Genomic DNA, 21,496 nt, shown 5'->3' on the forward strand with positions numbered 1-21,496 from the left:
TGTTTTTGGAACGCCTATTGCACATTAGTGCACATAACAATACAAAAATAAGGAAATTTTATGCATTTAACGCCTGAGGAAAAAAGGTGGCTGCCGTGGTTTGGCAAGACAGGTAAACTTGCCATGCGTAAGGCCTGTTGGTTTAACCGCAAACGTAAAGCTTCTCTAGAACAAACTTTTGAAAACATTGCGAACACCCGAGTCAAAATTCTCACGACTTGGGCTGAAAACCAATGGTCATTCCTGCATGATGCGTCGTTATATTTATCGACTAAGTCTCCCCATGAATATCGGGAAACCTTAAACCGATTATTAAACCGTAGCGCTGACTTATCTGAGCTGTTTATTGTCTCTGCACAAGGAGAGATCCTTGAATCCACTTTTCCATCACAGAAAAACAAGAAGGTCGTCTCAACCCAAGCTTTGAATGAGGGTTTAGCTCAGCCATTTTTGCATGGTCCTTACCGCGATTCGGTGACGCTCGCTATTGGTCCATCAAGCTCTCATTTTCATGATGAAGTGACCTTAATGTTCTATCAACCGATCGAATTAGCTGGCGGTACCAAAGGGTGTTTGTGTGGGCGAACCCCTAATGATGTTATCGGTGACCTGATTCAACGTGAAGCTGGGCATATTTATAGTGAGTCGGGCGACAACTACCTGTTTATGGTCAAATCTCATTTTGACCCCTCTATTCAACAAGGCGTTGCGCTTTCACGCTCTCGCTTTGAGGATAACCATTTTTCCCATGGTGAGAACTTGAAAGATGGCGTAAATACCAAATGGGGTGTGGTAAAAGTAAGTCACCATACCGAATTTGAAATTGTGTTTAATGATCCTGCAACCAACAAGCTTCATCCGGGGGTAAGAGAAACCATTAACAATGGTCACAACTTATATATCGATTACCCGGGTTATTCTGATTATCGCCATATTCCAGTGATTGGTAAGGGCGTGACGTTTACTATGCCTGGGTCGAAAGACCGTTGGGGGATGATGTGCGAATCGGATTTAGAAGAAGTCTATCGTCATCGTTCGGTAGCACAAAAACTCAACCAACAATTCGCGCTTAGTGTGTTTGGTCCGTTAGTGATTCCTTTTGTTCTTCACCTGTTTTACCCACTAGAAAACGTTCAGCTGATGTCTATTTCGGTACTGCTCGGATTAATGGCAATTGGTTTGTTCCACATTTTCAGTGCTAAGCCTATGGCAAATAATCTAGAGACAATGACACAGGTGATGCAGGTACTGGCAGAAGGGGATGGCAACTTAACCCGCCGCTTAGATGCGAGCAAATTTAAGTCTGATGAAACGGGTGATCTGGGGCGCTGGACCAACAGTTTTATTGATAGCCTTGAAGGGATTATTCAAGAGCTGGTATTCGCCAGTAAAGAGGTGAAAAACGTGTCGGAATCTATGTTCCGCCGCAGTCAGTTGCTGCTTACCAGCAGTGATATGACCGCCACATCAATTACGGATATGCTCTCTCTCGCTGGGGTACAGAGTCAGGAAATTAACAGCGCCAATGATACCGCGACTGAAATGCACGAGCTTATGCAGCAAACGGTGCATGCGGCGCAGCTTGAGTATCAAAAAGCGGCGGAAGGCGCTCAAGAAATTAAAAATATCGTTCAAGCTTCGGCACATACCGTCAATGAAGTGAATGAAGAAATGCAGAAGATTGGCAATATCGTCTCTGTTATTACGGAGATCACGGCTCAAACCAATTTACTAGCTCTGAATGCTGCGATTGAGGCCGCAAGAGCAGGAGAGCATGGCAGAGGCTTCTCTGTGGTTGCTGATGAGGTTCGAGTGTTGGCAAACAAAACCTCTCAGGCCGCGAACAGCATTGGAGAACTGATGACGGCCTTGCATACCCAATCAGAGCGAGCAGTGAGTTACATGCAAGAGGGCATTACCAACGTTGAGAACAGCACTCAGGTTGTCGATGAGTCTTCTCGCAGTGAACGCTTACAAACGTCTGTCACTGGATTGTTTACTTTGATCCAAGGCATCGCTCGTAATAGTGAAGAGCACAGACAAACTGCTGATGAAGCGCAATCTACAGTGGTGAAACTGCAAGAGGCTTCTTCACAGTTATCTCGCAGAACAACCTTAATGCAGAACTCGCTTCAGCGATTGGAGCAATTGGTTGGGCGGTTTGAAGTTCGCAAAGCGTCATAAAACAAAAGGCGGGGTATCCCGCCTTTGCTATTAAATTGGGTGTTGTGTTTTCAGCTCTTTTTGCCATGGCACCGCCAAGGCAGCAAAAATTACCAGAGCATACAACATTGACCAGCCAAGACAGATAAACACGCCAGTGCAGAGAATCAAAGCAACAACAGCCAGTGCCTTTTGATACCCTTTCAGTAGTTTGTACGCTGCCAACATGGCTAACAGGTAGACTAAGACAAAGACACCATTGGCCAGTTTGAGGAAGAATTCCAAATCCAAATTCGACAGTTGACCGACTACACACGATAGCAGCAGTATGCCGCCAATCAGCCATGTTGCATTTGCTGGAACGCCGCGCTGAGAAAGTTGAGCCAGTGCGCTGTTAGGACGATATTCTCTGGCTTGCGCCCACACCATACGCGATAAACTCTGCGTATATAGGTTGATACTGGCAAAACAAGCAAAGAAGCCGATGATGCTGATTATGATTGCCATACGAGAACCAAAGAGCTTATCACTGAGCCAAGGAATAGAGGCGCTATCAAACTCAGGGGTACCAAAAGCACCAAACTTTAAGACAATGACCGAACACGTCCAATAGGTTGCACCAGCCACGAAGCATCCGACCAGAATGGCAATCGGGAAATCACGTTGTGGGTTTTTGAATTCTTCTCCCATATGTGCGAAGGCTTCTATTCCCACGAAACACCAGAACATCACCCCTAGCGCAGCACCAATTGACCAAATGGAATCGATACTCAGTGCTGGCATAGCTAAGTCGGCGCTTCCCACGTCTCCAATCCAGAGAAAGGATGCCACCAAAGCAAAGATGCTCAATGCGATGGCCGTTTGTAGTCGGCCAGAAGATTTTGTTCCTGCTAGGTTTACGCCAATAAGAAGTGCCACAGTGAGCACTTGAGCCAGAATGGCATTATTGAACTGAGCAGGTAACAATTGCTGTAAAAAGCCCGCAGCTAAGGCGACAGCCGCGGGTACGCCTACAGGAATGACGCTTACAAATAGCCAGGCAACCGCTCGTTCTAGTCGTGCATTGTACGCTTTACGCACAAAGAACGCGGTGCCGCCAGCACTCGGGTATTGTTTCCCAAGCGCTGCGAAAGTTAAAGCAACAGGGCAAACAGCAACAAACAAGATGAGCCAAGCCCAAAGTGAAAAATGGCCCGCAATTCCGGCGGCAATGGCTGGGATCATAAACAATCCGGTACCCATTAATGTGGTCGATAGCTGACCGATACCAGAAAGCAAAGTGATCTCTTGTTTGAGTTGGTTCATGTTCTCATTCCCTGATTCTTATTATGCCGAAAGCTTACTCAAAACTGAGATGTGATGCATCTGGCAAAACGTTCTGCTTTAGCGTCAAAGTGACACTTTTTCATCGAATTTCCGCCATTTTGACGGTGAAACTCCTTTCATAAAGAGACTTCCCGTTAATTGTCAGTAGTCTAGCCATGCAATTTGTGTCAAATTAGCCATGAATCAACGGGATAAGTTGGTTACTTTTCAACGTTTTTTATTTGAGAAAAAACGTATGAGAAGCGAAAAGAATGGGAATGTACGATGGATAAATTTGACAGACAAATCATAGAGATATTGCAAGGGGATGCGAGAGCATCTGTGAGTGACATTGCCCGCGAAGTGAACCTTTCACGCTCTGCCGTTACGGCACGTATTAAGAAACTCGAACAAGATAAAGTGATTTTGGGCTATCACGCTCAAATCGCAGAGCCAGATCACACCAATAATGTCAGTGCCTATTTTGCGCTAAAATTTGATACCTCTGCGAGCCTCCACTCTTGTGAACTGTATGCTCACAAAATCTATCTGATCCCCGGTGTGAAGTGGTGCCATGCGATTAGTGGCGAAACCGATATGATGCTGTACGTTGAAGTGGAAAGCATGGCGAAGTTAAATGCGATTCGAGATGAATTGCAAAGCTACTCTCAACTGCGTCAATTGATAACACATACGGTTTTAAAAGAACTGTTTAACACGGCTAAGTAGTTTTGATGTCACAAATAAATCTCAACTTACTGCGGTCACTGAAGGTGTTGCTTGAAGAGTGTCATGTCAGTCAGGCTGCGACGAAGTTAAATATTACCCAGTCAGCTTTGAGTCGCCAGCTAAGTCAGCTGCGAGATATGTTTGCTGACCCTTTGTTAGTCAGAGATGGCAACCAGTTAGTGCCCACGCCGAAAGCTGTCAGCTTGCGAAACAAACTTGAGCATTGGTTTGTTGAACTTGATGAACTGATGATTGAAGCAGAATTTGAACCAAGCGCTTGGAAAGGTGAATTTGTTTTCGCCTCCAGTGACTATGTCGCGCAATATCTGCTACCTGAAATGGTTGAAGCCATAACGGTTAAAGCGCCTAAAGTCTCAATTAAATACTGCCTTTGGCAGCCAAGTTTACTTGGAGAAATGGCAAATTCTGAAATTCAGCTCGCTTCCACTATGTCGCCTGAACCGCCTAAGGGCGTTTCTTCGTGGCAAATTGGCGAGGATTATCCGGTTTGCGTGATGAAGCTATCTCATCCGTTGTCAGAAAAAAACATGCTGAGTGTTGAGGACATATTAAGTTTTTCACACATCAAAGTGACCGGAGGCGGCGATAAAGACACCTATATCGATCAAGCGCTGGCTGAGCTTAATCAGGTCAGGCATATCGGATTAAAAGTCCCGTTTTTTTCTGCAGCATTTCGCTCGTTATCTATGAGTGACTATTTAATGGTTGTTCCTGAACATATCGCGCGCAACATGAAAAATCATTTTGATGTGGTATTTAAACCGCTACCGGTTAAGACTCCAAAACATAAATATTGGCTTCTTTGGCACCCCAAATTTGATAACGAACCTTCCCACGTTTGGGCTAGACAGCTTGTCTACGACATTATGAATCATTCTGAGTATTCGATAGGTTATGATTCAGAATCATAACTAGGATGAGAAAAGATGATTTCAAATAATAACAAATGACGAGTACGGTTAGGGACTAACTAGGAGAGTTCGAATGACAATAACAGTTTGGTTATCACTTTTTACTATTTGTTTGTTGGGGGCCATGTCTCCCGGACCTAGCTTGGCTATGGTTGCAAAACACAGTCTTGCTGGCGGGCGTCGCAACGGTTTAGCAACGGCATGGGCTCATGCTTTCGGCATAGGTATTTATGCGTTTATTACATTGATTGGCTTGGCAGTGGTTCTTCACCAGTCGCCACTGCTGTTTAAAACCATCAGTTATGCTGGTGCTGGGTATCTGGCTTATTTGGGGTTCAACGCCATTCGTTCTAAAGGTGGTGTGGCTGCGAAGTTAGAATCTGGCGAAACGGTAAGTGCATGGCAATCTGCGCGAGAAGGTTTTTTAATTTCATTATTAAGCCCAAAGATTGCGCTGTTCTTTATCGCATTGTTCAGTCAGTTTGTTGCCGTTGGGCATGAGTTGAGTAGTAAAGCGATCATTGTCGTGACGCCGTTTGTCATTGACGGCTTGTGGTATACCTTTATTACCTTCTTGCTATCAAGCCCACTCATTCTCGACAAGCTACGTTCCAGAGCGGTGTTGATTGATCGTTTGTCAGGGATTGTTTTGCTGCTGCTTGCTGCGCGAGTTCTGCTTACGGTGTAAGTTCAGCTCCCGTTATTTTCTAGCCATAAATACTAAAGAACCCCTCAATGACGAGGGGTTCTTTGTTAATACTTCGAATGGGTGTTCACTTCTTCAAACTCACCATCGATGGTATTGCCGTAGGTCTGATTGTTCTGAGCCTGATAAAACGGACGACGATGCAGTTGATTTTGCAGTTTTTTGCCAGTGATGAGTGCTGCAATCGTCAATGGAATGACGAGCAACAAACTTAATGTCAGTGCGAAGAATCCAGTTATGAGCGTCAGTACGGTAATAAGAAATCTATTCATTGTCTGCTCCTGTTTTGATTGCCCCCATCTTAGCCCGGCACAGATGAATTAAACATGAACAAGCCATTCAGATAGATGATAAAAGCCCAATCCCATAGAGAACAAAGGATTGGGCTAGAGTTAAGGAAGTGAGGAAGGTTATTCAGCGCCTACGGTTAACTCAGCACCACTTTTTTCTGTTTTCAAATCGGTCTTACTGTCGAGCAGGAACACTCGATCTGGACTGATTTGTTGTTCTTCCACCAAATACGCTTTGATCGCTTTTGCACGCTCTGCTGCGAGATTACTCAAACTGTTTTTATCGACGTTGGTCGCTTTGACCAACTGATTGTAGAGCCCCATATGAACAACGGTCTCGATTTGTTCTTTGGTCACTTCTGCGCCTTGGGCTTTTTCAGTCAGTTGCTGTTCGACCTTATCTCTTTCTTGGCGGACATCTAACTGCAATTGTTTTTCTGCTAGTTCTTCAAGTGCATCGACTAACGGAGCCGATTCGGTAATGCGGCTGGCACTGAATGGTTCAGGAAGTGTTTCCAGCCCACTATTGGCGAGTAGGGTTTTCTGCACATTCTGTTCAGCCAATGCATAGCTGTCGTCTGGAGCAGAGACAGAGCCTTCGACACTGACTTTAAGAATCGGCCTTTCCTGCAACGCTTGTGCAAGTTTACCTATGCGCTGTTTCTCTTCGTCATCTAAGGTTGCAATACCGGCTTGGAAAGTGACTTGATTCAACTCTTCATCCGTACCGACAAGATCAGCTAACAGCGAGAACGGAGCTGTCACGGCTTTAGTAATGATGTTGGCGAACGCTTTCAGAATCACACTACCAAAACTGAAGTCAGGATCATCCACTTCACCTGACACGTTAACACCCAAATCAATCACGCCGTGACGATCTTGCAATATCGCAATCGCCAGAGTGATAGGCAGGCTGGTGGCAAGGCTGGAATCACTGGGTTTACCCAGTTGCAGCTGATCGATAACAAGATGGTTTGTACCTTGAAGCTGGTTGTCATCTAATCGGTAGTTCAGGTCGAGTGAAAGTTGGCCTTTATCGATGTAATAACCCGCGTAGGTTCCAGAATACGGATTGACGGAAGTCAGCTCAACGCTTCTAAACACTAAGGCAAGATCGAGATAAGGCTTTTCAATCAGTGGGTTAATTTCACCTTTCAGTGTTACTGGCGCATATTTGTCAATTTTGCCGGCAATGTCCACACTAGCTTTCGTTCCCGGAGTTGAAGACAGGTTCTTGATTGAACCTTCGAGTAGCTCAATACCGGAGGCAAAGTTAGGGGTTAGCGAGTTGTCAGCGAAAAACGCGGAGCCGTTGGCAAACTTAATCTGTTGAATCATGACCGACATAGGCTTGCTGCTATTGCCTTTCGTGGTCACTGTCGCTTTGGTTGTCGCGGCTTTGTCAGTTGTGGCCGTTGAGGTATCACTCTGCTTAGTAACCACAATATCGCCAATGTTGGTGCGCTTATCTTCGGCAATCATTACTTTAGCGTAAGGCGCATCGAGCAACACCGTTTTGATGATCAACTGGTTTTGCTTTGAACTAAAACGCAGTGAGTCCACAGACATTTTCTGCCATTTCACCAAAGGTTCTCGCTTGATTGTGTCACGCATCAAAAGATTGTTAACACTGAGCGAGCCATCGAAATTAATGACGTCTGCACCACTGACGTTGTAATTTCCTTTGGTATTGAGTGCGCCTTTGGTTAAGCGAATATTCAGATAAGGGGTGAGATAAGGCTGTAGCTGTGTCAGATCCAGTGAATCAATGGACAAATTGCCATCCACTTTAAGTGCTTTAACATCAACACTGCCTTGAGTTGCAAAAGATCCTCTAGTGTTTTCTGGTTGCTGCTTGCTACTTGAGCTCACATCAAGAGCGACGTCATATTCGATAGGTTCGATTAAGTCGCTTTGAATCGTTTTTGTTGACACTGTCATAGGGTGGACGCGCCAGTGCACACCTTGTGACTGAACTTTTTCCAACACATTGAAGTCCGAATCTGCCATTGAGAATTGCTCAAGGCGAACCTTCCACTGCGGTGTCGCTGATTCTTGGCTTGCTGCCTGATTAGCTGAAGTATCCTGATTAGGCGCAACACCGTTTGTTTGGGTTGTTGGCGTGAACAGTGCGGCTAAATCGAGCCCATTTTTGTCCAACAATGCGTCAAACCATAAGCCTTGCATTGAAATATCAGCGATGTTGATCAGTTGTTCATCGCCAGACAGTTGGATATCACTGACAACCAATGAAGGCAGTTTTACTTTTTCAGATTGTTGATCACTAAAAACGAGATTGGAGAGCGAGAACTGTCCGTTCTGAGTTTGGTATGAAAGTGAGTCATTAACTTGTTTTGCATGGTAATTGGTCGAGAAGCTGACTGAACCATCGCTCAATCGTGCTGCTATCAGGTCTTTAGCGAATGGCCAGTATGGCGTTAGCGTCAGATCGTTGAGTGCCACATCACCTTTAATTTCAAATGGAGAAAGCTGAAATTGACCATTCAGAGCGAGCGGGCTTTGATCAGCACTCACTAACGAAAATTGGTATTGGTTAGCGTTTTCGGTCAGATTCAGTTTTCCGTCTTGGTTAGCAGGCAGGCTCAGAGCGTAAGCCTGACTATCAATGTTGTTGAGCTTTAAGGAAATCTGTTGGTAATTTAAGTCAGCACCAGTAACGGAATCTACAAATCTGACATCACCATCAGTGATAGCAACAGCGTTAACCTTGAATGCAGGAATCGTGTTGGTGGCGGCCTCTTCAGACGCGTTCTCTTCAGTTTGTGGTGGATTGTTGCTGGCTAATGTTTCGAGAATATCACTGAAGTTAAACGCATTATGTTCGTCTAAGCGTTGTACTTGAATTCCAGGTTGGACAAGAAACAGATGGTCTACAGTTGGCGTTAAGCTTAGTAAGCTTTGCCAAAAGTTCACTTCCACTTCCAGCATTGCAAACTTGGTGAATGCTTGTTGTTGGTCTTGCTCAAGAATGGCGAAATTTTCAATTCGAGCTCTGAGAAGGAAAGGGTTAATCGAGACTTTTTCAAGTTGGACATTGCGACCTAACAGTTGGCTAAGTTGCTTGGGCGCTTGCGACTGAATAACCGCAGGGGCAATAAGGCCGATTATGACGGCATAAGTCACATAGGTAAGCGCTAGATATGTTGAGGCTCTTAACCACTTCGGCGCCGATTTAAAACGAGCATAAAACACAGATACCGCTTGTTTCATAGGTAGTATTAGCCTCTTTCTTGCTGCAGAAAATTCTCACAAAAATATAGTCCGTTAGTTTAACTATATTTTTCCAAAAGAGTTAATTTTGCTGGTGCAAATTTGCTTGTAAAAAAGATGAAAAAAAGCCGCTCATATCAGGGATAGAGCGGCAAAACGGGGGGATGTCATCAGAAGCAGTGGCTAAATGGGTCAGAAACCACTTCGTCAGTATCGGTTATTATTATGTTGTGGAGTCTAATTCTTACTTTTGTGGGTATGTTTTGTAGCGCACACCCATCATCTGTTCCATACAATGAACAACTTGGCAGCTATAACCAAACTCATTGTCATACCAAACGTACAGAACGCATCGGTTATCTTGAGCGATGGTCGCAGCACCATCGACTACGCCAGCGTAGCGTGAACCTACAAGGTCAGACGATACGATCTCTGTTGATTCTGTGTAATCAATTTGTGCTGACAGGGCAGAGTTCAGTGCCATCTCTCTGAGATAAGTATTGAGCGCTTCTTTGTCTGTGCTCTTTTCTAAGTTCAGGTTAGCGATCGCCATGGAAACATTTGGTGTAGGAACGCGAATTGAGTTACCAGTCAGCTTACCAGCCAATTCAGGCAGCGCTTTTGCAACGGCTTTTGCAGCACCAGTTTCAGTCAGAACCATATTCAATGACGCTGAACGACCACGACGTTCGCCGCTGTGGAAGTTGTCGATGAGGTTCTGGTCGTTGGTGAATGAGTGCACGGTTTCAATGTGACCAGATACCACACCAAACTTGTCATTCATCGCTTTCAGAATCGGTGTGATAGCGTTTGTGGTACAGCTTGCTGCTGAAATAATTGTGTCTTCAGGTTGAATAACGGATTCGTTAACACCGAATACTACGTTTTTAATATCACCTTTGCCCGGAGCTGTTAGCAATACTTTGCTTGTGCCTTTAGAGCTTAAGTGTTTGCTCAACCCTTCGCTGTCACGCCATACACCCGTGTTATCAACAACGAGTGCGTTGTGGATGTCATAACTGGTGTAATCAATCTCTTCAGGGGAGTTGGCATAGATAACTTTGATGAAGTTGCCGTTAACAATGAGTGCTTTATGTTCGTTGTCGACAATGATGCTGCCGTTGAACTGACCGTGCACCGAATCTCTTCTTAGCAAGCTTGCGCGCTTCTCCAAATCACCCTGTTTACCACCGCGAACAACAATAGCACGCAGTCTCAGTGGGTAACCTGGGCCACTTTTTTCAATCAGCAAACGAGCAAGTAATCGACCGATACGGCCAAAACCATAGAGAACCACGTCTTTTGGTGTCGTAATCGTAGTGCCGTTTAAGCTACTGAGCAGAGCCGTTTGAAGAAAATCATCTAAGTTGTTTTCATCAGTATGTTGCTGCCAATACTGGTGACCAAGTTGACCAATATCGATGCGACAAGGCGACAAGTCTAGCTCAGCTAAGCGCTGCAAAATCGGCATGGTTTGTTCTAGAGAGAGTGCGGTTCCAGTGTATCGGCGGGCAATGCGGTGGGTTTTAATGATGTCGATGGTGGCGGCGTTGATCAGTGTCTTACCATACAAAATAACTTCAACACCTTTTAAACGATAGAGTTGGCCGATTAATGGTGACATCGATTCTGCGATAGTTTGGCTGGCCTGCCAATCGAGTAGATGTTTTTCTGGACTCATTGCTGTAAACCTTTCACGTTATGGTTGAGCTGATACCCACAGTTTTTACTGCGTTTGGTATTGGGGATAAGTATTGTTGTTTTTATGTGGCGGGATTGTAATGTCTGATAGGTTATTCTGCTAGAAAAAATAATGCCCATATTTTTAACTGTTAACTCGATCATTAATAGAGCTTTAATGTGCGATTTTAAGTGTTTTTACGTATTGACAGAAAGTGATTAAGGTAACTTATTTCGCGTCTATCTGTATTTATGTCCGATTTCTATTGTGGCAATGCAGATTGGTATTACATAAAAATTGGCTGTATATCATTTTATCTACGCAAAGAGTAAACATTAAAGGGGCGAAAAGCCCCTTATGTTGATGAGTTGATGGGATATGAGCTTATCCGTGAGCGGCGACTTGAGGGCGAGGGATTGCAACGTCTTTTCTGCTCGATAAAAGAGCCATAAATTCGTAAGGAGGGACTGGGCGAGAGTACAAATAGCCTTGGTACTCGTCACAGCCTTCGGTTGCCAACAAATAGAGCTGTTCATCATTGACCACGCCTTCTGCCGTGACCACTTTCCCCATATTGTGACCAAGTTGAATGATGGTTCGCACCAGCATGTGGTCATTGTGATTGGAGCAGCACTCATCAATAAATGATTTATCGATCTTCAACACATCGATGGGGAGTTGTTTTAAGTAATTCAGTGAAGAATAAGCAACACCAAAATCATCAATGGCGACACGGATACCTAAGGTACGTAAGTCGTGGCATGCATCGACCACTCGCTGTGGCTGCTGCATCAATGTGGTTTCAGTGATTTCCAACTGTAATAACTGAGGATTGAGCTGGGAGTCTCTCAGTGCTTTGGTTACAACATGGAATATGTCATCGTAAAGAAACTGCACGGTTGACACGTTTACCGCGACGCAAATCGGATGGCCGAGTTGATCCCACGCTTTGGCCTGCTGACATGCGGTTTCAATCACCCAGCGACCGATAGGAATAATTTGTTGGCTGCGTTCGGCAACGCCCACAAACTCGTCGGGAGGAATGATTCCCAAATCAGGATGTTTCCAGCGGATTAAGGCTTCAGCCCCATGTACTAAATTGGTTTTGATATCGACTTTAGGTTGGTAATACAAGGCCAACTGGCCTTTTTCGATGGCATCGCTCAGTTCACGTTCTATTTGGTAACTGCGGACTGTTTCTCCAATCAAGTTCTCATCAAACCATTGAATGCTGTTTTTACCTGCTTGTTTTGCTCTTTTAAGTGCAATATCGACGTTTCGACACCAGATATCTGTGTCGTATAAAGCGTCATCCAATGAGGCAATACCAATACTGATTGTCATGGTGTAACTACGTTTGTCGAGATGATAGGCAGATTGGCAGGCTTCTAAGATGTAAGTGGCCACTTGCTGAGAGTAGAAGTTTACATCGTACTTATCTTGCAATAGCACCGCGAATTCATCACCACTTAATCGGTATATGTTGATGCGGTTGAAATCCAAATTGCTTAAGCGCTTTGCGAACTGAATTAACAATAAGTCGCCTTGTTGGTGACCGAGTGAATCGTTGATCTGCTTAAAGTCATCAAGGTCGAGTAACAGCAATGCAAATTTGGTTTTACTGGTTTCCCCCGCAATTTTGGCTATCGATTCTAAATCTTGTTTGAACGCTTTGCGGTTGGATACTTGTGTTAGGAAGTCGGTAAGGCTGTCTTTACGATAGCGTTCAACTTGTTTGCTCAGTTTCTGTTTGTAGAAAGTGCCGCCAGTGGCAAAAATGGCGATAGCGGAGAGTTCAATTGATGCTTCGACAAATTCAGATACTTGTGCACCCGTAATATGTGGGATGTAAATCCCGAGAATGCTTAATGCGACCGCTATTGGCCACAGTGAGCCGGGGAAAATCGCGATATAACAGAGTGGCACCAATATAAAGGATTGGGAAAGGACACTGATATTCAGCGGTTCGAGATAACTTCCTGCCAGCAGCAAGGCAAAAGTGACTACGGATAGCACGCGTTTAAACCAAATGTTACTCATAAAGTACGCAGCAAGCATACACAGTGGATAAATGAAGTAGTAGCGCGCGAGGGTTTGATGTTCGGTCAGTAAGGTGTAACTCACGGCACTGACTGCGATTAGAAATAAAATCGTAATGAGAAAGTGTTTTTGATCAGGATTGTTGTTCGCAGTTGTAGTGGACTTCATGAATTATCCTTTTACTTTTAATAACCACTGGATAAACGTATATCGGGACACCTGAACTTCAGTGTAGTCACTGTTAAAGTCGAACATTGAGTTGCATGCAGGAAAAATGTTAATGACAGTTCAAAGTTGCATAGTGGTTTCACTTTTGAGACAAAATTGAGCGCCAAATAAAAAAATAGCCCTCCATCTGGAGGGCTATTTTTATGATTCGTTATGAATTTCACTTATTGGTTTTAACTCGTTGAGTGGTAACCAGTTAACCTTTACACCGGCTTGCAAAAACATATCTTGGCTCACCTTAATTTTATCTCCCCAGCGAGAGAGGAAATCTTCGGTTTGCTCGGGGCAGTGAACCGCTGATATACCTGTTTGGATAATCTTGGCTGCGCAGTTTGGGCAAGGGAAATGTGTCACGTAAACTTCGCATCCGTCCAAGTCACGTTTAGCAAATAGAATGGCATTTTCTTCAGCGTGTAGAGTTTTGAGATATTTCATATCTCTATCGTCTGTGTTTGCACTGTCTGAAATACCATGCGGGTAACCATTAAAGCCCACAGAAACAATTCGATTTTGTTTTGTAATAACGGCCCCTACTTGTGTAGAAGGGTCTTTACTCCAAGAGCCAACAAGTTCTGCCATTTGGTAAAAACGTTGTGACCATTTCGAAATCATAGTGAGGCTTCCTCTGCTAAATCATTAATTGCGCTAGTTATCTGTTACTTGAAGCTATGCTGGATGTTGAACAGTGCGTTATCCGCTTGTTCTAGTCATCATGGCGACAAGTAGTTTGGTTGTAATAATACCCTGATTTTGCGTCTTTTAGTCTATAAAAAGATAAGAAACTAAAAGCTTCCGACCCAAGTCGAGTCGGCCTATTTAATCAGATGTAGATATCACTCGTGTGCCTTGTGAGATATCTCTTACAAGGCGTGTAGGATATTTGATTTAAATGCTTGAGATTAATGGTTGGTTTCTTCTCTAAGTATCTGTAAATGTAGAGATTTACCGTATTCGCAAAAAACTCTTCAATATATTTATTGCGTAGCGTACTTGCTACTAAGTGGCGTTGTCGTAATCTTAAGGTGTTGGCAGGATGCTGGCACGGAAATGGAAAAGCTCACGGATAGAGTATCTTCAGGACGAAGATTCGGTTGTTCAGGATGAATGGTCGGCAAGGAAAGCAAAGGATATTAACGTTAAGTTCGAAATAGCTAGGATGGTTGTTTTAGAACGGTTAATAGACAACTTAAGGGATTAAGCGTCTGTCAGGATGACAGATTCAGGACACCGCTAGGATGGCGATGAAATGGAATGCGCTGAAGGAACCAGCAGATTATCAAGGAATAGATGCAGGGAGCACCTATTAGTAGCCGGATTGCTGCGAAGAGAATAGAACCCCGCTAAGTGAAAACTTAGTGGGGTTTTCTTTTACCTCACATTTCAAAAATATCCCCTAGCAAATGTGTCTAACGTAAATTCTTTGTTCATTTTTGTCTTCGACCGCTAAGTCTATTGCGTCTTTTGATGACAAATTTGATAATGTTTGTTCACATCGCATAGCGCTAGGTATGAAGTACCTTGCTTTGTCGCTACCTATACATTTTGGGTGTCACTTTGGAAAAAACCTCGCTGTTTCTTATCAACACGCTCAAGTCTCATCCTGAGCAGTATCTGACTATTGGTGAACTTTTAGAGTTACTTAGACGCCGTTCATACGGTGCACTGCTGATCATGTTGAGTCTGGCAGGACTTATTCCCGGTATTTCCTTCTTTGCGGCTGTCGCTGATTTTTTGCTTGGGTTACAGATTGCGCTGGGTTTCCATGCTCCTCGGCTTCCTAATATCATTCAAAAACAGCGTATTCATCGTGAAAAAACGCTGAAGTTCACTCAAGAGGTAATGCCTTGGCTGGAGCGTATTGAAGAATATGTAAAACCGCGTTGGGAACCTCTATCCAGTGCGAATGCCCGCCGAGTGATTGGCGCGATGATTTGTGTACTCGCTGCTATTGCTATTCTGCCTCTGCCGTTTATTAACTTTCTGCCAAATTTCGCGATTATTTGTCTAGCATTGGGTATTATTGAGCGCGATGGCTTGTGCCTGCTGATTGGTAGCGCGATTGCTTTGATGGCGATGTGGATCAGCCAAATTATGGTGAGAATGGCGTGGAATTCATTGATGTTAGCGTTGTAATATCAGGTTCTGAAACAATAAAGAATGAGTATTAAAATGGAAGCAAAAGTAAAGTGGGTCGAAGATTTTAAGTTTTTAGGCCAATCTAACTCAGGCCATTCTATTGTGATGGATGGTAATGGCGGTTCTACTGCACCTAGTCCAATGGAAATGGTTTTGCTCGGGGCGGGTGGTTGTAGTTCAGTTGACGTTGTCGATGGTCTAAAAAAAGCGGAACAGAAAGTGACCGGTTGTGTGGCAAAACTTTCTGCCGAGCGTCGTGATACGGCACCACGCATCTTTACTAAGGTAAATATTCACTTTGTTGTGACGGGTGAAAACCTGGATGCCAAGATTGTTGAGCAAGTAACGGCGGATTCGCTGGAAAAATACTGCTCTGTCTGTCTTATGTTAGGTGAAGCCGTTGATATGACCCACAGTTGGGAAATTGTTGCTGCATAATCTAAGCGTTAATTTTTGAGAGGCTGAGCTATGTGCTCGGCCTTTTTTGTGCCTGCTAGAAAAACGCAGTGACAGTTTCCAAGCGGTTGTGTGTTGCTTGGCTATGATTAAAGAATCAATCATTGTTGAAAGATAAGCATGGCGTTAAAAGGGACAATCTCAGAGTGGTATATAGACAGAGGCTATGGCTATATCATTCCTGATTCAGGGGCGCTGAGGATCAAATTTCTTCTCTCAGACGTAAAGAACTCAGTCAATATAGGCGAGTTAAAACAGCCTGTTCGCTTCGTCATTGCTCAAGATGAAAATGGCAACCGTAGAGCTACTCATGTAGAAGGTGTTCGTTCTTTTCCATGGGCTACGCTGATTGTTGTCTGGTTTGCCGCGACATTAGGCGGTTGCGTTTATTTTTGGCAGTACCCGCTGCTCATTGTTTATTACTATCTCGGCGCGACCGCAATTGTGCTCGCCATTTATCTACTGGATAAGCGCAATGAGAAACGAAACAAGGCTGTGACGGGGGAATCTGCCTTGTTATTTCTCTCGTTCTTGGGTGGCTGGCCGGGTGCAGTTATCGGGCAGTATTCGTTTAATTTGCAGCCAAAATCCTTTACGTTTCAGCTACTGTTTTTCTTCGTCATGGCACTGCATATCACCTTCTTAGTGTGGAGTCTCACTCCCGAGGGCAGTGTTCAACTTCGTGAGTGGGTTCGTTTAATCTCGCCGCGTTAAACGAGTTAATGAGGAAATTTATCTTTTACACTTTTCTGTTTTTCGCTGAATAAAAAGGGGTAATATTTCGATTCTAGTCATCAAAGATGTATCAAGCATTAGGACGTAGTAATGACAGAATTAGAAAAGATGATGAATGGCCTCGATTTTGACAGCTTCGATCCAGAAATAGTGGAACTTCGTAAAACCACAGCGCAACTTAAACTGGATATTAATCAGTGTATTGACCAAGAAGAGCGTCTGGTATTGCAGTCAAAGCTGTTTGGTAAAATTGGCAGAAGCCTAGTTCAGCCACCTTTTCACTGTGAATTTGGCAAAACCATCTCTATTGGTGAAGAAACCTTCATTAATATGAACGTTGTAATGTTGGACAATGCCCCTATCACAATTGGCAACAATGTTTTGATTGGCCCTAACGCTCAGTTTTATACCCCAACTCATCCTTTAGATTACAAAGCGAGAAGACGCTGGGAAACCACGTGTAAACCGATTGTGGTTGAAGACGATGTTTGGGTGGGCGGCAATGTGGTCATTAACCAAGGCGTCACTGTCGGTGCGCGTTCGGTGATAGTCGCTAACTCTGTCGTCAATAGCGATGTTCCACCCGATACACTGGTGGGTGGTACGCCTGCACGTGTTATCCGCAAACTGAATGTTGAATCATAGATTTAGCCTCCGCAGTGATGACTGGAAGATCACTGCGTTTGGGGTGAGTTAGACATACAAATCTTCTCTATCTTCACCATATGAATTACAGTGCGAGCTTCAATTGTATTTGGAGAAAGCCTTTGTCTCGTCATAAACACACTCTATTTGGTATTGCGGCCATTTTATTATGGGCATGCTTGATGGGGTTAACCCGCACAGTCGCTGAACAATTTGGCCCGATTGGTGGCGCAGCACTTATTTACACCGCGGCTTCACTGTTTTTGATGGCTGTCATGGGAGTGCCTAAACTCAGCTCTTTCTCTCCAAAGTACATCATTATTGGTGGCGCCTTGTTCGTCAGTTATGAGATTTGTTTAGCGCTTGCACTTGGTATGGCAAATGACCGACATCAAGCGTTGCAAATGGCTGTCGTCAATTATCTTTGGCCTGCGTTAACGGTATTGTTAGCGGTGTTGATCAGCAGAAAGCCGGTTAACATTCTGGTTTATCCAAGCATTGCTTTAGCTTTTATCGGTGTCGCTTGGACAATTACAGGTGATCAAGGTCTTTCTGTTTCGGCTATAGCAGCTAACGTTGCGACTAACCCAGTCACGTATTCAATGGCTTTTATCGGTGCAATAATTTGGGCGGTTTACTGTAACGTGACCAAGAGTTTAGCGAACGGCCAAAATGCTATCACAGTGTTTTTTATCATGACGGCAATATCGCTTTGGGTGAAGTACGCGATTAGCGATGAAAGTGCATTGCAGTTTACCCTATCGTCAACAATGAACTTAGTGCTCACTGGCATTGTAATGGGGAGCGGCTACGCGCTGTGGAACGTGGCGATTCTGCGTGGAAACATGATGCTTCTGGCTACGCTGTCTTACTTCACACCTGTGTTTTCGACCTTACTTTCGTCTGCCATATTAGGTGTCGCTTTAGGCGTGTCTTTCTGGCAAGGAGTAATGATGGTCACTATCGGTTCATTAGTCTGCTGGTGGGTGACCCGCAGTAAAAAGGACATTGATTCGAATGAGCCGTTGCTTAGTCAAAAGATTAGCCATGAAAATGAAGCTTAATACAGATTAGATGGTGAGAGATGAATAAAAAGAACCCCCGCTGGTAGCGAGGGTTCTTTTTTATTTTCAGTTAGCTTGCGATGTTCACGCTGAGCTGAAGATTAAACGGTAGCTTTGACAGCTTCTTATGCAGTGTACGTCGAGTATGTTCAATATCTTCTACAGCAATCACGTTGTCTTCAGATTTGATGTCTACATCAACCCACAACTCACGGCCAATTTTAGTTACTGCCGAAAGTTCTACCAGTTGATCTGATTCTTCACCAGCAGCTAGAACGCCTTGGTCGACTTTGTTACAAATATCTTCACTTGGGGCCATCATGAAAATTTCACGTAGTGAAGACTTCAACATTTCGAACGGTACCTTTAAGAAGTAGAACGACATTGCCAACATCATCATTGGGTCGGTATAGACCGCGTATTCAGCCAGTGGTGATAGAGTCACCAACCAAGCTAAGATGAAACCAATGGTTACCGCTACACTGAGCAAAGTATCCATTTTCCATTGTTTTACTTCAGCATCAATTAAGTCAGAGGCAGTGCGTCTGTGCAGCTTCGTCATGTAAAACCATGCGATACCACAGCCAATCACGTTAACAATACCGAATAGAGTCGCAATCGAAACGTCAACTTCTCGGCCGCCAGTAAACATAGCTACAACAGCACTATATAACGAAGCACACACGACGATTAAAATAACCGCGCCTTTGACTGCGATTACCGCTGGCTCAAGAGCGGCACGACCAAACTGGAATTCGTCATCAGACGGCTTTTGAATATATCGAGAAGCAATTAGCGACAAAATAGTTAACAGTAAGCTGACTAGTGAGTACATACCGTCAAACAAGATAACGAGTGAACTAACCAATAAGCCAACAACTAAACCACCCATAGCAAAGCCCGAAGAAATAAGGGCTGAAAGCGTCAGAATGCGTTTCTCGTTGATGTTTGTTTTAGCACACATAGGGGAAATACCAGTTGAAAATCTGCTGATATTTTGGCTTTTAAATAGGCTTTGACAATGTCTATTTGGTTTTTTGAGTGGGCGAAAATTGAGCGTTTATAAATTTATTTATATTTTACAATACATTACGTGTTGTTTTTGGTGCCATTAATTTTGACGCTGACTGGTTTAGTTGCATGAAGGTTAGAAATCAAACAGATAATCACTGATCTTGTCAGCTAACCAGACCATCGCTGGGTTTTCTGCGGTTCCAGATGTGCTGAACATACAATAGTCTTCTTGGGTCAGCCCGTACGTATGTTTAATCACGGAAAGGCGTTGTTCACGAAGATAGTGGCGGATCAATGGTTCTGGTAATACCCCCCAAGCGTTTTCAGTCAAGATAGTATTCAGAATGTATTCGAAGCTGGAAAAGCCGATATAACGACGAGAGAAGGGTTCAAGGCTCGGGTTATCTTTTTCATTCAGATATACCATCACCGCCTGCATTGACTTACGAAGTTCTTCATCCGCCACTCGTTTAAGTTTGGCAAGTGGATGTGTCGCTTTGCACACAGACATCATGCGGATCTTACCCAGTGGCTGGTATGTAATTCTTGGGTCATCCAGTCGTTCGTAATCAACACCGAAGGCAAAATCTACTTGTTGTGTTGCCACCATATTGGCTAGGTCGCCACTGGAAGCCAAAAACAAGTTAAATGAAGTGTTGGGAAACAAGTTGTTCAGCTTGTGCGCGAGATCTTGCCATAGTGAGTCTGGAAGAGAGTCATCACGGGCAATCCACATTTCAGCTGCAAATTCACTGGAAACCTGAGAGCAGGTACGACGAATTCGCGTCGCTGTGATCAGGACACTTTCGCAGTCTTTATAGATTGCTTTTCCGGCTTCAGAAAGCGTGACGTTGTTCCCTGAGCGTTGAAACAATTCAACCCCGAGTTCCTTTTCCAGCGCTTTAATCGACATACTTAACTTGGTTCGGTTGCACTCCAACTGTCGCGCGGCTTCTGAGACAGAGCCGGTATCAGCGATGGTACAAAAAGCTTCAAGTTGCGACAGGTTCATAATGTGCTCAAACGAATGAAAGTTAAGGAATCATATACAAAAAATGTCACTCTGCCTATCTACGGCTATTTGGATTTGGTTGTCTGAAGTAATTGTTACTTTCTACATTATTGAGGCAAAAATAGTCAGCTAAATTAAGATTTGCGGAAGAATGTCAATTTCTTCAATAAGATTGCACGCTAACGCTAGGAACTGAACCTCATTTTGGTTTAATCTTGACGTAAATGCCGAAGACACGAAGTAACACGGAGGCCATGATGGCACACGATTGGGACGAATACGCACCTGACTGGGAAAAAGACGAATCGACAACCGTTTTTGCGCAAAACGTATTCCAACAACTTCAAAAATTGATAAACGTAGAAGGGAAGCACGTGCTGGATTTCGGTTGTGGGACAGGTTTGCTGACTCAACTGATTTCTCCATTGGCAAAAGATATCGTCGCATTAGATGGCTCTGAAGCCATGATTGAAGAACTTGATAAAAAAGAATTAAGCAATGTGGAGCCTGTTGTCGACCATTTAACTCGTGGTTTGGTTGCTCAACATCCAGCATTTCGCAAACAGTTTGACTTAGTCGTTGCTTCTTCAGTGTGTGGTTTTGTTTCTGATTTCCAAGAAGTCGCGGTGATTATTCACTCTCTACTTGATAAAGATGGATTATTTGTTCACTGGGATTGGCTGGTTGATGATTCAGATCCTGAATATGGTTTAAGCCAATCAGATATTGAAAGTGCTCTGTCGAATGCGGGGTTCTCTGAAGTAACAACGAGTATTGCTTTTGAGTTGAATACGCCTCAGGGACTGAAACCCGTCGTCATGGGCGTAGGACGTAAATAGACGCAGTTAATCGTATTCATTCATCGTTAGGAACCGTAGTGCAGTCACTGCGGTTTTTTTATCCTCCCCTGTCAGGCTACTCGGCGGGATTTGAGTGTGATGTTAGTTCAGGAACGATTCGCTGATGTTTTCGGTTATCCCTCTTTTCTCGTCTGGTTGGATATTTTATTCACTGCAAATGTAATAATTCATCCAATGGTATTCTCGCCGCTGTCAAATTAACGATTGATGTGCGAATGTGATTAAAATGCTTCAATTAGTTGTGATTCTGCCGAAATAGGGTGTATAGA

Annotated in this window: 18 protein-coding genes; 10 read left to right on the forward strand and 8 right to left on the reverse strand. The window is 44.0% G+C overall.

The genetic code is table 11. The features are described 5' to 3' along the window. Positions 1-60 precede the first annotated feature (60 nt). A complete protein-coding gene (locus AAGA51_RS21590) occupies positions 61-2,184 on the forward strand; it encodes a methyl-accepting chemotaxis protein (RefSeq protein ID WP_042479637.1) in 2,124 nt (707 codons plus the stop codon). Between the two features lie 30 nt (positions 2,185-2,214). On the opposite strand, the gene yjeH is transcribed toward AAGA51_RS21590, so the two are convergent. After that, complete coding sequence (gene yjeH, locus AAGA51_RS21595) at positions 2,215-3,468, reverse strand: L-methionine/branched-chain amino acid transporter (protein ID WP_042479638.1); 1,254 nt, start codon at positions 3,466-3,468, stop codon at positions 2,215-2,217. Between the two features lie 285 nt (positions 3,469-3,753). On the opposite strand from yjeH, the gene AAGA51_RS21600 reads away from it, so the two are divergent. The 3 genes from AAGA51_RS21600 to AAGA51_RS21610 all read left to right on the forward strand — a co-directional run bounded on the left by AAGA51_RS21600 (position 3,754) and on the right by AAGA51_RS21610 (position 5,817). Next, entirely contained in the window at positions 3,754-4,197 is a 444-nt protein-coding gene (locus tag AAGA51_RS21600; RefSeq protein WP_042479640.1) for an Lrp/AsnC family transcriptional regulator, read from the forward strand. A 2-nt stretch (positions 4,198-4,199) separates the two neighbouring features. Further along, positions 4,200-5,129 carry a LysR family transcriptional regulator gene (locus AAGA51_RS21605; RefSeq protein WP_174435405.1) on the forward strand — a complete coding sequence of 310 codons (930 nt, stop codon included), beginning with the start codon at positions 4,200-4,202 and terminating at the stop codon, positions 5,127-5,129. A gap of 73 nt (positions 5,130-5,202) precedes the next feature. Next, a complete protein-coding gene (locus AAGA51_RS21610) occupies positions 5,203-5,817 on the forward strand; it encodes a LysE family translocator (protein ID WP_042479644.1) in 615 nt (204 codons plus the stop codon). A gap of 65 nt (positions 5,818-5,882) precedes the next feature. On the opposite strand, the gene AAGA51_RS21615 is transcribed toward AAGA51_RS21610, so the two are convergent. From AAGA51_RS21615 to AAGA51_RS21635, 5 genes are all read right to left on the reverse strand, one after another. Further along, entirely contained in the window at positions 5,883-6,107 is a 225-nt protein-coding gene (locus tag AAGA51_RS21615; protein WP_042479645.1) for a hypothetical protein, read from the reverse strand. A 138-nt stretch (positions 6,108-6,245) separates the two neighbouring features. Next, a complete protein-coding gene (locus tag AAGA51_RS21620) occupies positions 6,246-9,356 on the reverse strand; it encodes a DUF748 domain-containing protein (protein WP_042479646.1) in 3,111 nt (1,036 codons plus the stop codon). Between the two features lie 244 nt (positions 9,357-9,600). Continuing rightward, the gene (locus AAGA51_RS21625) at positions 9,601-11,037 is read right to left on the reverse strand and encodes a glyceraldehyde-3-phosphate dehydrogenase (protein ID WP_042479647.1); all 1,437 of its coding nucleotides are present in this window, start codon (positions 11,035-11,037) and stop codon (positions 9,601-9,603) included. Positions 11,038-11,421: 384 nt separating this feature from the next. Continuing rightward, positions 11,422-13,245 (reverse strand): putative bifunctional diguanylate cyclase/phosphodiesterase, encoded by a 1,824-nt coding sequence (locus tag AAGA51_RS21630; RefSeq protein ID WP_042479649.1) that lies wholly within the window; start codon positions 13,243-13,245, stop codon positions 11,422-11,424. A gap of 201 nt (positions 13,246-13,446) precedes the next feature. Beyond that, complete coding sequence (locus AAGA51_RS21635) at positions 13,447-13,917, reverse strand: dCMP deaminase family protein (RefSeq protein WP_042479650.1); 471 nt, start codon at positions 13,915-13,917, stop codon at positions 13,447-13,449. A gap of 942 nt (positions 13,918-14,859) precedes the next feature. Here AAGA51_RS21635 and AAGA51_RS21640 point away from each other — a divergent pair. From AAGA51_RS21640 to yddG, 5 genes are all read left to right on the forward strand, one after another. Further along, positions 14,860-15,438, forward strand: coding sequence for an exopolysaccharide biosynthesis protein (locus AAGA51_RS21640; protein ID WP_237292285.1), 579 nt, complete (start codon positions 14,860-14,862; stop codon positions 15,436-15,438). Between the two features lie 36 nt (positions 15,439-15,474). Further along, the gene (locus tag AAGA51_RS21645; RefSeq protein WP_042479654.1) at positions 15,475-15,879 is read left to right on the forward strand and encodes an OsmC family protein; all 405 of its coding nucleotides are present in this window, start codon (positions 15,475-15,477) and stop codon (positions 15,877-15,879) included. A 138-nt stretch (positions 15,880-16,017) separates the two neighbouring features. Then, positions 16,018-16,611: a DUF1294 domain-containing protein gene (locus AAGA51_RS21650; RefSeq protein ID WP_042479656.1), complete on the forward strand. Its 594-nt coding sequence runs from the start codon at positions 16,018-16,020 to the stop codon at positions 16,609-16,611. Between the two features lie 111 nt (positions 16,612-16,722). Further along, positions 16,723-17,277 (forward strand): sugar O-acetyltransferase, encoded by a 555-nt coding sequence (locus AAGA51_RS21655; RefSeq protein ID WP_042479657.1) that lies wholly within the window; start codon positions 16,723-16,725, stop codon positions 17,275-17,277. A 122-nt stretch (positions 17,278-17,399) separates the two neighbouring features. Continuing rightward, a complete protein-coding gene (gene yddG, locus AAGA51_RS21660; RefSeq protein WP_042479659.1) occupies positions 17,400-18,341 on the forward strand; it encodes an aromatic amino acid DMT transporter YddG in 942 nt (313 codons plus the stop codon). 70 nt (positions 18,342-18,411) lie between these two features. Here the strand turns inward: yddG and AAGA51_RS21665 are convergent, their stop codons facing one another. Continuing rightward, the gene (locus AAGA51_RS21665; protein ID WP_042479660.1) at positions 18,412-19,305 is read right to left on the reverse strand and encodes a cation diffusion facilitator family transporter; all 894 of its coding nucleotides are present in this window, start codon (positions 19,303-19,305) and stop codon (positions 18,412-18,414) included. A gap of 183 nt (positions 19,306-19,488) precedes the next feature. Beyond that, the gene (locus tag AAGA51_RS21670) at positions 19,489-20,367 is read right to left on the reverse strand and encodes a LysR family transcriptional regulator (protein ID WP_042479662.1); all 879 of its coding nucleotides are present in this window, start codon (positions 20,365-20,367) and stop codon (positions 19,489-19,491) included. 257 nt (positions 20,368-20,624) lie between these two features. On the opposite strand from AAGA51_RS21670, the gene AAGA51_RS21675 reads away from it, so the two are divergent. Further along, on the forward strand, positions 20,625-21,206 hold the full coding sequence (locus AAGA51_RS21675; RefSeq protein WP_042479664.1) for a class I SAM-dependent DNA methyltransferase: 582 nt from the start codon (positions 20,625-20,627) through the stop codon (positions 21,204-21,206). The last annotated feature ends 290 nt before the right edge of the window (positions 21,207-21,496 follow it).

Origin of the sequence: Vibrio diazotrophicus, from assembly GCF_038452265.1 — a bacterium.
Classification (GTDB): domain Bacteria; phylum Pseudomonadota; class Gammaproteobacteria; order Enterobacterales; family Vibrionaceae; genus Vibrio; species Vibrio diazotrophicus.